General features: G+C 66.2%; 17 protein-coding genes. 5 read left to right on the top strand and 12 right to left on the bottom strand.

Annotation, left to right across the window (positions count from 1 at the left end; translation table 11 throughout):
* Window positions 1-8 precede the first annotated feature (8 nt).
* The 6 genes from hscB to B0920_RS00840 form a co-directional block, all read right to left on the bottom strand.
* Window positions 9-524, bottom strand: a complete 516-nt coding sequence (gene hscB / locus B0920_RS00865; protein ID WP_078030712.1) for a Fe-S protein assembly co-chaperone HscB — start codon at window positions 522-524, stop codon at window positions 9-11.
* A gap of 2 nt (window positions 525-526) precedes the next feature.
* Complete coding sequence (iscA, locus tag B0920_RS00860; protein WP_078030711.1) at window positions 527-850, bottom strand: iron-sulfur cluster assembly protein IscA; 324 nt, start codon at window positions 848-850, stop codon at window positions 527-529.
* A 29-nt stretch (window positions 851-879) separates the two neighbouring features.
* Window positions 880-1,272, bottom strand: a complete 393-nt coding sequence (gene iscU / locus B0920_RS00855; RefSeq protein ID WP_078030710.1) for a Fe-S cluster assembly scaffold IscU — start codon at window positions 1,270-1,272, stop codon at window positions 880-882.
* A gap of 24 nt (window positions 1,273-1,296) precedes the next feature.
* A complete protein-coding gene (locus B0920_RS00850) occupies window positions 1,297-2,553 on the bottom strand; it encodes an IscS subfamily cysteine desulfurase (RefSeq protein WP_078030709.1) in 1,257 nt (418 codons plus the stop codon).
* Window positions 2,554-2,572: 19 nt separating this feature from the next.
* Window positions 2,573-3,049, bottom strand: a complete 477-nt coding sequence (gene iscR, locus B0920_RS00845) for a Fe-S cluster assembly transcriptional regulator IscR (RefSeq protein WP_078030708.1) — start codon at window positions 3,047-3,049, stop codon at window positions 2,573-2,575.
* A gap of 189 nt (window positions 3,050-3,238) precedes the next feature.
* Window positions 3,239-4,009: a uracil-DNA glycosylase gene (locus B0920_RS00840; RefSeq protein WP_078030707.1), complete on the bottom strand. Its 771-nt coding sequence runs from the start codon at window positions 4,007-4,009 to the stop codon at window positions 3,239-3,241.
* A gap of 337 nt (window positions 4,010-4,346) precedes the next feature.
* On the opposite strand from B0920_RS00840, the gene B0920_RS00835 reads away from it, so the two are divergent.
* Entirely contained in the window at window positions 4,347-4,793 is a 447-nt protein-coding gene (locus B0920_RS00835; RefSeq protein WP_218669323.1) for a CBS domain-containing protein, read from the top strand.
* Between the two features lie 29 nt (window positions 4,794-4,822).
* On the opposite strand, the gene B0920_RS00830 is transcribed toward B0920_RS00835, so the two are convergent.
* The 3 genes from B0920_RS00830 to B0920_RS00820 all read right to left on the bottom strand — a co-directional run bounded on the left by B0920_RS00830 (window position 4,823) and on the right by B0920_RS00820 (window position 7,014).
* Complete coding sequence (locus B0920_RS00830; RefSeq protein ID WP_078030706.1) at window positions 4,823-5,266, bottom strand: hypothetical protein; 444 nt, start codon at window positions 5,264-5,266, stop codon at window positions 4,823-4,825.
* A gap of 81 nt (window positions 5,267-5,347) precedes the next feature.
* The gene (gene maiA, locus B0920_RS00825; RefSeq protein WP_078030705.1) at window positions 5,348-5,992 is read right to left on the bottom strand and encodes a maleylacetoacetate isomerase; all 645 of its coding nucleotides are present in this window, start codon (window positions 5,990-5,992) and stop codon (window positions 5,348-5,350) included.
* The gene (locus tag B0920_RS00820; RefSeq protein WP_078030704.1) at window positions 5,989-7,014 is read right to left on the bottom strand and encodes a fumarylacetoacetate hydrolase family protein; all 1,026 of its coding nucleotides are present in this window, start codon (window positions 7,012-7,014) and stop codon (window positions 5,989-5,991) included. The genes maiA and B0920_RS00820 overlap by 4 nt, the downstream gene beginning before the upstream one ends.
* A 95-nt stretch (window positions 7,015-7,109) precedes the next feature.
* Here B0920_RS00820 and B0920_RS00815 point away from each other — a divergent pair, with 95 nt between their 5' ends.
* Together B0920_RS00815 and B0920_RS00810 are read left to right on the top strand one after the other, a co-directional pair.
* On the top strand, window positions 7,110-8,009 hold the full coding sequence (locus tag B0920_RS00815; RefSeq protein WP_078030703.1) for a LysR family transcriptional regulator: 900 nt from the start codon (window positions 7,110-7,112) through the stop codon (window positions 8,007-8,009).
* A 61-nt stretch (window positions 8,010-8,070) separates the two neighbouring features.
* Window positions 8,071-8,652 carry a gamma-glutamylcyclotransferase gene (locus B0920_RS00810; protein WP_078030702.1) on the top strand — a complete coding sequence of 194 codons (582 nt, stop codon included), beginning with the start codon at window positions 8,071-8,073 and terminating at the stop codon, window positions 8,650-8,652.
* A 3-nt stretch (window positions 8,653-8,655) separates the two neighbouring features.
* Here the strand turns inward: B0920_RS00810 and B0920_RS00805 are convergent, their stop codons facing one another.
* Both B0920_RS00805 and B0920_RS25320 read right to left on the bottom strand, forming a co-directional pair.
* Window positions 8,656-9,201 carry an AAA family ATPase gene (locus B0920_RS00805; RefSeq protein ID WP_078030701.1) on the bottom strand — a complete coding sequence of 182 codons (546 nt, stop codon included), beginning with the start codon at window positions 9,199-9,201 and terminating at the stop codon, window positions 8,656-8,658.
* A gap of 80 nt (window positions 9,202-9,281) precedes the next feature.
* Window positions 9,282-9,644 (bottom strand): hypothetical protein, encoded by a 363-nt coding sequence (locus B0920_RS25320; RefSeq protein WP_143745591.1) that lies wholly within the window; start codon window positions 9,642-9,644, stop codon window positions 9,282-9,284.
* A gap of 190 nt (window positions 9,645-9,834) precedes the next feature.
* On the opposite strand from B0920_RS25320, the gene B0920_RS00795 reads away from it, so the two are divergent.
* Together B0920_RS00795 and B0920_RS00790 are read left to right on the top strand one after the other, a co-directional pair.
* Complete coding sequence (locus tag B0920_RS00795) at window positions 9,835-10,296, top strand: YciI family protein (RefSeq protein ID WP_143745590.1); 462 nt, start codon at window positions 9,835-9,837, stop codon at window positions 10,294-10,296.
* A 117-nt stretch (window positions 10,297-10,413) separates the two neighbouring features.
* Entirely contained in the window at window positions 10,414-11,409 is a 996-nt protein-coding gene (locus tag B0920_RS00790) for a 2-hydroxyacid dehydrogenase (protein ID WP_078030699.1), read from the top strand.
* Window positions 11,410-11,530: 121 nt separating this feature from the next.
* On the opposite strand, the gene B0920_RS00785 is transcribed toward B0920_RS00790, so the two are convergent.
* Complete coding sequence (locus B0920_RS00785) at window positions 11,531-12,715, bottom strand: PA0069 family radical SAM protein (RefSeq protein ID WP_078030698.1); 1,185 nt, start codon at window positions 12,713-12,715, stop codon at window positions 11,531-11,533.
* Between the last annotated feature and the right edge of the window lie 14 nt (window positions 12,716-12,729).

Below are 12,729 nucleotides of genomic sequence, written 5' to 3'. Positions count from 1 at the left end.
GCGCTGCGCTATGCCTCGAGGGCCTCGAACGCGTACTGTACCTCGTCCCCGAATTTATCGAGGAACATCAGGGCCCGCACGTTCTGGGCCGCGGCCTGGTAATCGCCGCCGTCGAGCTGCTGGCCGACCTGCGCCAGCAGTTGCTTGCGCTCGCGCTTGACCTGGGCGTCGAGCGCGTCGAGCGCGTCCACATCCTTGCCGGCGCGCGCATCGTCCAGGGCCTCGCGCCATTCCATCTGCTGCATCAGGAAGGCCATCGGCATGGCCGTGTTGGACTCGGTCTGCAGGTCGACGCCGTTCAGCTCGATCAGGTACTGGGCGCGCTTTTGCGGGTTGCGCAAGGTCTGGTAGGCCTCGTTGGCGCGCGTGGCCCACTGCATCGCCACCCGCTTCTCGGCGTCGGTGGCGTTGACGAAGCGGTCCGGATGAACCCGCCCCTGCACTTCGCGGTAGGCGGCGTCCAGGGCGTTCAGGTCGACGTCGAAGCGGGCCGGGATCTGGAACAGGTCGAAGTGGTTCTGCATGCTCAGATGCGGAAGCTTTCGCCGCAGCCGCAGTTGTCCTTGACGTTCGGGTTGTTGAAGCGGAAGCCCTCGTTCAGGCCCTCGCGCGCGAAGTCCAGCTCGGTGCCGTCGATGTAGGGAAGGCTCTTGGGGTCGACGAAGACCTTGACGCCGTGCGACTCGAAGATGTTGTCTTCCGGCGCCACTTCGTCGACGTACTCGAGCTTGTAGGCCAGACCGGAGCAACCCGTGGTGCGCACGCCGAAGCGCAAGCCGATGCCCTTGCCCCGGCGCTCGAGGTAACGGTTGACGTGCTTGGCTGCTTTTTCGGTCAGGGTGATTGCCATGTGTTTCTCCAGCTGCTTAGCGACGGTGGTTACGCGACTTTGTCGGCGTGCTTGGCCTTGTAGTCGGCGACGGCGGCCTTGATCGCGTCTTCTGCCAGGATCGAGCAGTGGATCTTGACCGGCGGCAGAGCCAGTTCTTCGGCGATCTGGGTGTTCTTGATGGCCAGCGCTTCGTCGAGCGACTTGCCCTTGACCCATTCGGTCACGAGCGAGCTCGAAGCGATCGCCGAGCCGCAGCCGTAGGTCTTGAACTTCGCGTCTTCGATCAGGCCCTGATCGTTGACCTTGATCTGCAGCTTCATCACGTCGCCGCAGGCGGGTGCGCCCACCATGCCGGTGCCGACCGCGTCGTCGCCCTTGTCGAAGGCGCCGACGTTGCGCGGGTTTTCATAATGGTCGAGGACTTTGTCCGAGTAAGCCATGGTATTGCTCCTTCAATGCGTTGTTTAGTGGGCTGCCCATTGGATCGAGTTCAGGTCGATCCCTTCCTTGAACATGTCCCACAGCGGCGACAGTTCGCGCAGTTTGCCGACCTTCGATTTCAGCAGGTCGACGGCGAAGTCGATTTCTTCCTCGGTCGTGAAGCGGCCGATGGTGAAGCGGATCGAGCTGTGCGCCAGTTCGTCGCTGCGGCCCAGGGCGCGCAGCACGTAGGACGGTTCCAGCGAGGCCGAGGTGCAGGCCGAGCCGGACGAGACGGCGATGTCCTTGATCGCCATGATCAGCGACTCGCCCTCGACGTAGTTGAACGAGACGTTCAGGTTGTGCGGCACACGGTGGTCCATGTCACCGTTGATGTAGACCTCTTCGATCTCCAGCAGGCCCTTGGCCAGGCGATCGCGCAGCGCCTTCACGCGCGCCAGTTCGCTGTGCATCTCTTCCTTGGCGAGGCGGAAGGCTTCGCCCATGCCCACGATCTGGTGGGTCGGCAGGGTGCCCGAGCGCAGGCCGCGCTCGTGGCCGCCGCCGTGCATCTGGGCTTCCAGGCGCACGCGAGGCTTGCGGCGCACGTACAGGGCGCCGATGCCCTTGGGACCGTAGACCTTGTGGGCGGTGAAGGTCATCAGGTCGACCTTCAGGGTTTCGAGGTCGATGTCGACCTTGCCGACGGCCTGGGCCGCGTCGCTGTGGAAGATGATGCCCTTCGAGCGGCACAGCGCGCCGATCTCGGCGATCGGCTGGACCACGCCGATCTCGTTATTGACCAGCATGACCGAGACCAGGATGGTGTCCGGACGGATCGCCGCCTCGAGCTGCTCGAGGGTGATCAGGCCGTTGGCCTGGGGTTCGAGGTAGGTCGCCTCGAAGCCCTGGCGCTCCAGTTCGCGCACGGTGTCCAGCACGGCCTTGTGCTCGGTCTTGACGGTGATGATGTGCTTGCCCTTGGTCTTGTAGAAGTGGGCCGCGCCCTTCAGCGCCAGGTTGTTGCTCTCGGTCGCGCCCGAGGTCCAGATGATCTCGCGCGGGTCGGCGCCGACCATGGCGGCCACGTGGCCGCGCGCCTCTTCGACCGCCGCTTCCGCCGTCCAGCCGTACATGTGGCTGCGCGAGGCCGGGTTGCCGAACTGCTCGCGCAGGTAGGGGATCATCTTGTCCGCCACACGCGGATCGATCGGCGTGGTGGCCGAGTAATCCATGTAGATCGGGAAGTGGGGGGCAGTCGCGAAGCTCTGCTCGGTTTTCTTGTCCAAAGGCGCGTTCATCAGTTAGCTCCAATATGCTTCAATTTTGTCCGACGGCGGCGTGGCTGCGGTGCACCACCACGACGTTCTGTTCCTTCTGCTTCTGCTGGTCGACCAGGTCTTGCAGCGAGACCGAATCGAGATAGTCGACCATTTTCGCATTCAGCGTGGTCCACAGCTCGTGGGTCATACATCGTGTGCCACTGGCGGCGTCGGCGCCGTGACAGTTTTCCTTGCCGCCGCACTGGGTGGCGTCGAGCGGCTCGTCGACGGCGATGATGATGTCGGCGACAGTCACCTTCTCCGCCGGGCGGGCCAGGCTGTAGCCGCCGCCCGGGCCGCGGATCGATTCGACGATCTCGTGGCGGCGCAGCTTGCCGAACAGCTGCTCCAGGTAGGACAGCGAAATGGCCTGGCGCTGGCTGATGCCCGACAGCGTGACCGGACCATTGCCTTGACGCATGGCAAGATCGATCATCGCGGTAACAGCAAAACGGCCTTTGGTGGTCAGACGCATCTCAACCCCGGTTAGTGTTAAAATATTTCCCTTGTTCAAATCACATCGGCTGCCGCAACATCTCCTCGTTGCAGACTGCTAAAAACCCGATTAGTTGAACGATTTAGTCAAGTATAGCAAAACGCCGGCGTCTTGTCTTGGCGCCCCCCAAAACGGCCCGGCGCCCTTCCCCGTCTTCCCTCTGATTGATCAGCGTGCCCGCAGCAACTGCATGGGGCCAAAGAATTCCTGCATGCCCTTGTGTCCGATGAAGGACAGGTTATAGGGGTGTTCGGCGACGATCTGCGGCAGCCCGGCCGTTTCCGGCAGCTTTCGCAATTGCTCGGCGATCTTGCCCCACAGGACCAATGTGGGGCGTTGCGGCTGCTTGCCAAGGGCTGCCAGCACGGTTTGCAGGAAAGGCAGCCAGGCGCGGGCGTCGATGGCCGGGGCCACGTGGCTGCGGAACACCAGCGATGCGTTCAGGAGCAGGAAGCCGTGGTGGTGCAGATTGTCCTGCAGCTCGGCCAGGGTCTGGATGGCGCCGCCGCCCGCCTGGCGCGCGGCCTGGGCGACCGGGGCCAGGGCTGCGCCGCCGGTATCGTCCGGCTGGAGCTGGCCGGAGGCGACCAGCAGCATCTTCATGAAGTTGCGCAGCGAGGTGGCGCGGTTGACCGGCTTGGACAGGCCGGCCTCGGACCACAGCTCGCCCACGGCGCCATCCATGAAGCAGACGCCGGTGGCGCTGGCGGCGCGCGGATAAGGGCCTTCGCCGACCAGCACGTAGCGGACCTGTTCCAGCGGCTGGGCGAAGGCGGCGAACAGGCGGTCTTCGGTGGGCAGGTAGTCGTCCACCGCCAGGGCCGGCAGGTAGCCGGGGTTGGCGGCGGCCATCGCGTGCAGGCCCTGTTCCAGGATCGGGCGCCAGGAGGGGTCGGCGCGGTCGAGGGCGGGGAGCAGTTGAGTGGGGATGGTGGTCATGGTGCGGGTTCGGCGTTTTGGCGTGGCGGGATTGTAGCGTATGCGCTGTTTCGGGCGAGAGCGGGCGCCTGCGTTCTGCGGGCAAACTTGGGTTCCGGCCTGCGCCGGAACGACGTGCTTACGTACGTGTCCGAAGCTGACCCTGCAGACCGTCCCCAGTCCCCTAACAGCGTCGTTCCGGCGAAGGCCGGAACCCAAGTTTTCGTACACACCACTACCTCATCCATGCCCCCTAGAGAGAGCATTCCACCTTTCAATCTAGCGTCCGCCTTTGAGCTTTCGGCGCATGATCCCCTCGTCCCCCACCGGGGCTTCGACCAACGAACAGGAGGCAAGCATGCAAACCATCCAGGACATCATGACACCGGACGTGCAGACGATTTCACCGCAGGAGAGCGTGCGCCGGGCGGCGCAGTTGATGGATGAGCTGAACGTGGGCGCGATTCCGGTCTGCGACGGCGACAAGCTGGTCGGCATGATCACCGACCGCGACATCACGGTGCGCTCGACCGCAGCCGGCCAGGCGCCGGACGCCACCTGCGTGGCGGACGTGATGAGCATCGACGTGCGCACCTGCTTCAGCACCCAGACCGTCGATGAGGTGCTGGGCCAGATGGGCGACGTCCAGATCCGCCGCGTTCCGGTGCTGGACGAGGAATCGCACCAGCTGATCGGCATCGTCTCGCTCGGCGACATGGCGACCAAGCACTCGGCCCAGGTCGACCGCGCCCTCGACGAAATCTCCACGCCGTCCGAGCCGGACCGGCCGGAGTCGCGACACTAAGGGCAAGGCCGCGCGGCGCCAAGCGTTCGTTACACGCCCGTAAGCAGGCTGGTCGCCGCGCCGACGAACGCCATTGTCAGCGCAACGAAGATGGCGTACAAGAGCACGGCTGGCGTGCGTTGCGCGATGGTGTAGGCCACAAGGGCTTCCTTCGGCGTCCCCCGCAAGCCCAGAGACAGAAGGAGCAAGGCGATCATCGCCGCGCACCCGCCAGCGCCAACGCAGACGGCGAAGCCGCGCCAGTCATCCCTGGCGAACCATCCCAATTGGTACACGGCGATTCCGGCCAGGCCGCCACAAAACAGAAGCACGTTCGCGGACCAGATCGCCACGCGATAGTGGTGCAGAAGCATGGCCGCATCTTTTTTATCGCAGGCGTCTTTCAACCAGCGTCGCAGGTAAACGCACAATACGTTTGCGATGGCGCCACCGATCGCGCCGCTCAGCAGCGCCCTGTCGATCTCAGACACCATATCGGCTCGCGCTCGCTGCGCACTCCCAGCCCCAGGATCGGCAGTCCATGACGTCCTGAACAGCAAGGGCGCGCGCCCTTCTCAGTCCGCGTCCGGCTGCTGCGAGGGATGGGCCGCCTTGAAGGCCGGCAGCTCCACGCACAGCGCGTTGATGCGCGCGATGTTCGGATAGGCCGAGATATCGATGTCGAAGCGCTGGGCGTTGAACACCTGCGGCACCAGGTAGCAGTCGGCGATGGTCGGACGGTCGCCGTGGCAGAACGGCCCCGCGCCCGGATCGCGCGCCAGGTGCGCCTCGAGCGAACGAAGGCCCTCGATGACCCAGTGGCGGTACCAGTCGCGCTTGGCCTGCTCCGGCAGCCCGAGCTGGTTGACCAGGTAGCTGGTCACGCGCAGGTTGTTGATCGGGTGGATGTCGCAGCCGATGATCTGCGCCAGCTCGCGCACCCGCGCGCGCCCCGGCGCATCCTGCGGCAGCAGCGGCACCTCGGGGTAGCTCTCCTCGAGGTATTCGATGATCGCCATCGACTGGGTCAGGGTGATCCAGTCGTCCTGGAAGGCCGGCACCAGGCCGCTCGGGTTGATCTTGCGGTACTCGTCCTGGTGATGCTCGCCGCCGCCGCGCAGCAGGTGCACCGGCACCGCCTCGTAGGGCAAGTCCTTCAGGTTCAGCGCGATCCGCACCCGGTACGCGGCCGAGCTGCGGAAGTAGGTATAGAGCTTCATCGATGCCTCCAGTGATAAGGCGCTACTTCTTGGTCGATGGCGCCGAAGATGCTGGCGCCGCTGGTATCCAACATTTCGATGCGCACGGTGTCGCCGTAGCGCAGGAAGGGCGTCCGGGGCGCGCCCTGCTCGATGGTTTCGTACATGCGGACCTCGGCCAGGCAGCAGTAGCCGACCCCGCCGTTCTCGATGCTCGAGCCGTGCAGGTTGCCCTGCTTGTTCGACACCGTGCCCGAGCCGATGATGCTGCCCGCGCCCAGCTCGCGGGTCTTGGCGGCGTGGGCGACCAGTTGGGCGAAGCTGAAGGTCATGTCCTCGCCCGCGTTGGGGCGGCCGAAAGGCGTGTCGTTGAGGGTCACCAGCAGCGGCAGGCACAGCTTGCTGTCGCGCCAGGCGTCGCCCAGCTCGTCCGGGGTCACCGCCACCGGCGAGAAGGCGCTGGCCGGCTTGGACTGGAAGAAGCCGAAGCCCTTGGCCAGCTCGTTCGGGATCAGGTTGCGCAGCGAGACGTCGTTGACCAGCATGACCAGGCGGATGGCGGCCGCGGCCTGCTCGACCGTGGCGCCCATGGGCAGGTCGCCGGTGACCACCGCCACCTCGGCTTCCAGGTCCACGCCCCAGTCCTCGGACTGGACCATGATCGGGTCGTTCGGGCCGACGAAGGAGTCGGAGCCGCCCTGGTACATCAGCGGATCGGTGTAGAACGAGGCCGGCACCTCGGCGTTGCGCGCCTTGCGCACCAGCTCCACGTGGTTGATGTAGGCCGAGCCGTCCGCCCACTGGTAGGCGCGCGGCAGCGGCGAATGGCACTCTTCTTCGAGGAAGGACTCGGCCTTGCCGGCGCTGCCCGCATTGAGCTGCTCATATACGGCCTGCAGGCGCGGCGCGACCCGGTCCCAGTCGTCCAGGGCGGCCTGCAGGGTGCGGGCGATCTCGGGGACGGCCTGGCAGGTCACGAGGTCGCGGCTCACGACCACCAGGGTGCCATCGCGGCCGCCGGTCTTGAGGCTGGCGAGTTTCATGATATTTCCTTCACTAAATCTTGTTCCTCGCCATTACAAAACAAAACGTACTATCATACAACCAGTATTTTCCGCTCGATTTATCGGATTATCTTATGAATCCCACTCTGCGCCAGATGCGTGCTTTCGTGGCGGTCGCCAAGACTGGTCACTTTACTCTTGCAGCAGAGCAGTTGCACATAACTCAATCCGCTTTGTCCGGTTTGATCAAGGAATTGGAGCAAACCCTGGGTGCGCGGGTCCTCGACCGCAGTACCCGCCGGATCGGCCTGACCGACATCGGGCGCGAACTCTATCCCTTATTTAGCCAGATGATCGATGACCTCGACGGTGCGCTGGCTAACGTGGCCGATCACACCCGCCTGAAAAAGGGCGTGGTGCGCATCGCCGCGCCACAGCTGCTGTCCTGCACCGTGATGCCCGAAGCGATCGCGGCCTACCGCGCGCGCCATCCCGACATCGAGGTGCGCCTGGCCGACACCGCGGTCGAAGGCGTGATCGCGCGCGTGCTCTCGGGCGAGGCGGACGTGGGGGTCGGCCCGGAGCGCGAACCCGCCCCGCCGCTGCATGCCCAGCCGCTGTTCGAGCTGCCCTTCGCGCTGGTCTTCCCCAAGGGCCACGCGCTGGAGCGGCAGGCGCGCGTGACCTGGCAGGATCTGGGGCGCCACCCCTTCATCTCGCTGCAGGGCCAGTTCACCGAGCGCCTGCTGGACGACATGCACGCCTCGCTGCGCGAGACCCCGGTCAAGCCCGCCAACGAGGTGACCTTCATGACCACCGCGCTGGCGATGGTCGCCGCCGGCCTCGGGGTGACGGTCTGCCTGCCCTATGCCGAGCCGCTGGCCAGGCTGTACGGACTGGTCATGCGCCCGCTCGGCGAGCCGGAGCTGACGCGCCGCTTCTTCATCTACACGCGCCCGGGGCGCTCGCTGTCGCCGGCGGCCGAGAGCTTCATCGCCTTCCTGGCCGAGTACGTCGCCCGCCCGCGCGCCTGAGCGCTGTACCGGGCGGCGCGCCGCGCTACAATGCGGCGTCTCCCCAGCAGCAGGAATCCGCATGTCCCTCAACACCATCGCGATCAATCAGCGCATGGACAAGTTCGACAGCCACGACAGCGTGTGGCTGTTCGGTTATGGCTCGCTGATCTTCAAGGCCGACTTCCCCTTCCTCGACCGGCGCCCGGCCAGCATCGGGGGCTGGTCCCGGCGCTTCTGGCAGGGCTCGCACGACCACCGCGGCACCGAAACCCATCCGGGCCGGGTCGTGACCCTGGCGCCGGAGGCAGGCGCCATCTGCCACGGCATGGCCTACCTGGTCACGCCCGAGGAATTCGCCCACCTCGACCACCGCGAAAAGAACGGCTACCTGCGCCTGGCGACCGAGATGCACTTCGAGGATGGCGGCAGTGCCGAGGGCATCGTCTACATCGCCACCCACGAGAACGCGGCCTACCTGGGGCCGGCCTCGGAACGCGACATCGCGCGCCAGATCGCCTCGGCGCGCGGGCCGAGCGGCCCGAACAGCGAATACCTGCTGGCGCTGGCCCAGGCCCTGCGCGAAATGGGCAAGCCGGACGAGCACGTGTTCGAGATCGAGCGGCACCTGGCCGCGCTCGGCGTCAGGCAGCCCGATGCCTGAGGCTCAGGCCTCGAGCCCGGCCAGCACCCGCTGCACGCGCGCAGCGCGGGCTTCGACGTCCCCGGTCAGCACGGTGTAGGGGATGCGGCGCGTGTCGAGGTCCTTCAGCACCAGTTGCTGGATGCGGGTGCGCCAGGCGGCGTTCTCGCGCACGCCCGGCTCTTCCTCATACGGAATGTCGTCGGCGCACACGAAATGGTGGAGGTAGCGGGTGCGGCATTCGTCCGCATAGCCCAGCAGCGCCGGCGGCACCGGATCCGGCACCTGGCCGAAGCAGCGGCCCAGCAGCAGGGTCGTGAGCGCATTGGTGTCGACGAACACGTAGGGGCCGGCGCAGGCGGCCAGCGCCGCGTCCTCGGCCTCGCGGTGGCGCTCGGCGATCTCGACGTAGTCGTCCGCGTCCAGCCTGCCCTGCTTTTCTTCCCAGATGAAGCGGCCGATTTCGGGCACGAAGCCGGCGCCGAGCGTGCGCGCCAGATGCTGCGCCAGGGTCGACTTGCCGGTCGACTCCGCGCCCACGAACACCACCATCCTGACCTTCCGCTGCATGCCTGCTCTCCTCCATCCGGGGCCGCCATCCTAGCCGGAAGCGGCCACGAGCTCAAGCCGGCATGGCGGCGAGAGCGGAGTCAGCGCTTGCGGGTGTGGCTCGCCCGCACCGGCTGGACGCCCGGTTCGGCGTTGGGCTTGGGGTGGAAGAAGCGCTCGGGCCGCATCAGCAGCATGAGGCTGGCGATGACGGCAAACAGCGCCATCGCGTCCTCATCGGCAAAGATACCCTCGACGATGAGAAAGCCGACTGCCGCAGCGGCGATCGCCGCCGACAGCCCTATCCTTTGTATCCACCGCATTCGTTCACCTGCCACTTGTTCAGCACGTCGCGTCACCCTGATCCGGCCGACATGTGATCGTCCGCCGGTACTCGAAGGCGCGTATTCTGGCATTAAAAAGACAACAAAAATCCTCGGATCATCACATTCCGCCTCAAACATGCATATATCTGGTCCGACTTACCCGGGATGCGTAAATCCGGTAGCGGCAAGCGGCGAAAACGCCGGCGTTGTTGCGATTCGGTCAACGTGCTACGCTGCCTGTGCGCCCTCCTTCAGGAGCGGCGCCGGATCCTCCTCGTCCTGCCGCTGAAGACGGGAGGCGGCACAAGAACAGTCCTGAGGAGCCCCTATGTTGAAACGAATCCTGTTGTGCGGCCTGCTGGCCGCGTCTTGCGGCCAGGCGCTCGCCCAAAGCGAGGCCGCGCCCCCGCCGGGCTACGACGCCGCGCTTGCAGCCTCGCTCGGCGGCGACGACAACGGTATGCGCCAGTACGTGCTGGTCATTCTCAAGACCGGCCCGACCAGGGTGCCGGAGGGGCCCGATCGCACCAAGATGTTCCAGGGGCACTTCGCCAACATCAACAAGCTGGCCGCCGAGAAGAAGCTGGCCTTTGCCGGCCCGCTGGACGGCGTGGATGGCCGGCGCGGCATCTTCGTGCTCACCACCAAGGACCTCGAGGAAGCGAAAAAGCTGGTGGCGGCCGACCCGGTGATCGTCAAGGGCGAGATGGTCGCCGACTACCACAAGCTCTACGGCTCGGCGGCGCTGATGATGGTGAACGAGGTGCACAACAAGATCAGCAAGAAGTAAGCGCCCGCCCAGGTGGGTCGTGTCGGCGACGCCGGGTAACGGGGAGCCCGGCGAACCGTGTTCGGCAGGTGCCGCCATCCTCGTACACTGGCGTAGGCACCGGACAAGGAGGACGCCATGAGGACTGCGGTATTCAGCGCGCGGCGCTACGACAGGACGATGCTGGCCAAGGCCAACGAGGCCGCCGGCCATGAGCTGCGTTTTGTGGAGGACCGCCTGAGCCTGGAAACCGCCGCGCTGGCGGAAGGCTGCGAAGCGGTGTGCGTGTTCGTCAACGACAATGCCGACGCGCAAGTGCTGGCCCTGCTGGCGGCCCAGGGCACGCGCCTGCTGGCGACCCGCTCGACCGGCTACAACCACATCGACACCGGCGCGGCCGCCCGCCTTGGCATCGCCGTGGTACGCGTCACCGACTATTCGCCGTATTCGGTGGCCGAGTTCGCCGTCGGCCTGCTGCTGGCCGTGAACCGCAAAATCGCGCGCGCCAGCGCCCGTACCCGCGACGGCAATTTCGACCTCGACGGCCTGATGGGCATCGACCTGCACGGCAAGACCGTTGGCCTGATCGGTACCGGCAAGATCGGGGCGATCTTCGCGCGCATCATGGCCGGGTTCGGCTGCACCATCCTCGGCCACGATCCCTTCCGCAATCCCGCGTTCGAGGATGCCGGCGGCCGCTACGTGACGGTGGACGAACTGCTCTCGTGCAGCGACGTGGTGTCGCTGCACTGCCCGCTGACCGAGCAGACCCGGCACATCGTGAACGCGGCCACGCTCGCCAAGGCCAAGCGCGGCAGCATCCTGGTCAACACCAGCCGTGGCGGCCTGGTGGATACCGAGGCCGCCATCGAGGCGCTCAAGACCGGCCAGCTCGGCGGCCTGGCCATCGACGTCTACGAGCAGGAGGCCAATCTGTTCTTCCAGGACCTGTCCTCGACCATCATCTGCGACGACGTGATCCAGCGCCTGGTCTCTTTCCCGAACGTGATCGTAACCGGCCACCAGGCCTTCTTCACTGTCGAGGCCATCGGGCAGATCATGCAGACCACCATCGCCAGCATCACGGCCTTCGAGCGCGGTGAGCCGCTGGCCAACCGCGTGCCGGAGGCCTAGCGACGCGGGTGCTGGACAGCACCGTTGGGGTCAGCGCTGGTGGCGGGGCAGCGCCGATAAGATCCGCGCTGGTGCGGGGGCAGCACCGATGCGCAGCGCCGCCGGCGCCCGCCTGCTCCGACTAGAACAAGTCCAGCTGCCCGGTCGCGTTGCCGCACTGCTTGCCCGCCGAAGGCGGCACCACGACCGGCCGCCGGAACTGGGAACTGTCGAGCCGTCCGAAACGTCCGCGCAGCTCGGTCATGCGCAGGCGTTCCACTGTCTTGTGGAAGCGCTGGCGGATCAGGTCGGCCCAGACGCCCTCCCCGTGCATCCGGCGCGAAAAATCGCTGTCGTAGTCCTTGCCGCCACGCATCTCGCGGATGCGGTTCATGACCCGCTGGGCCCGGTCGGGGAAATGGGCCTGCAGCCATTCCTGGAACAGCGGATTGACCTCGTGGGGCAGCCGCAGCACCACGTAGTGGGCCCCGCTGGCGCCCGCCTCGAAAGCCGCCTCCAGAATGCGTTCGATTTCCGGCTCGGTGACGAAGGGAATGATGGGCGCGACGCTCACGCTCACGGGAATGCCGGCCTCGGCCAGGGTGCGGATGGTGCGCAGGCGCCGCGCCGGCGCCGCCGCGCGCGGCTCCAGCGTGCGCGCGATCTGCGGGTCGAGCGTGGTGATGGTGACCGCCGCGCAGGCCAGGTCTTGCGCGGCCATGGGCGCCAGCAGGTCGATGTCGCGTTCGATCAGCGCGGACTTGCTGATCAGCCCGACCGGATGCCGGCATTCGGACAGCACTTCCAGCACCTGGCGGGTGAGTTTCTTGTCGCGTTCGCAGGGCTGGTAGGCGTCGGTGTTGACGCCGATGGCGATGTGCTCGGGCACATAGCCTGGCCTGGCCAGCTCGCGCCGCAGCAGGTCGGCCGCGTTGACCTTGGCGAACAGGCGGCTTTCAAAGTCCAGCCCCGGGGACAGGCCGAGGTAGCTGTGCGTGGGCCGCGCAAAGCAATAGATGCAGCCGTGCTCGCAACCCCGGTAGGGATTCAGCGAGACATTGAAGGGAATGTCCGGCGAGGTGTTGCGCGTGAGGATGCTCTTGGCGTATTCGTCGGTGACGACGGTGCGGAAGGCCGGAAGCTCGTCGTCCTCGTGCTCCCAGCCATCGTCGAAGCGCTCGCGGCCATTCAGCTCGTAGCGGCCCTGGATGTTGGACACCGCTCCCCTGCCCTTGCGGGCGACCGGGGGCAGCGGACCGAGCAGGGGCTGCTCGTCCACGGGCTCGCGGCGGATCGGAGGTTTCGGTTCAAGCACGGCTGGCCTCATACTGTATATTTATA

This window comes from Massilia sp. KIM, assembly GCF_002007115.1.
GTDB lineage: Bacteria > Pseudomonadota > Gammaproteobacteria > Burkholderiales > Burkholderiaceae_D > Telluria.
Note: the sequence above shows the minus strand (reverse complement) of the source record. Positions and strands in the feature narration are given on the sequence as shown.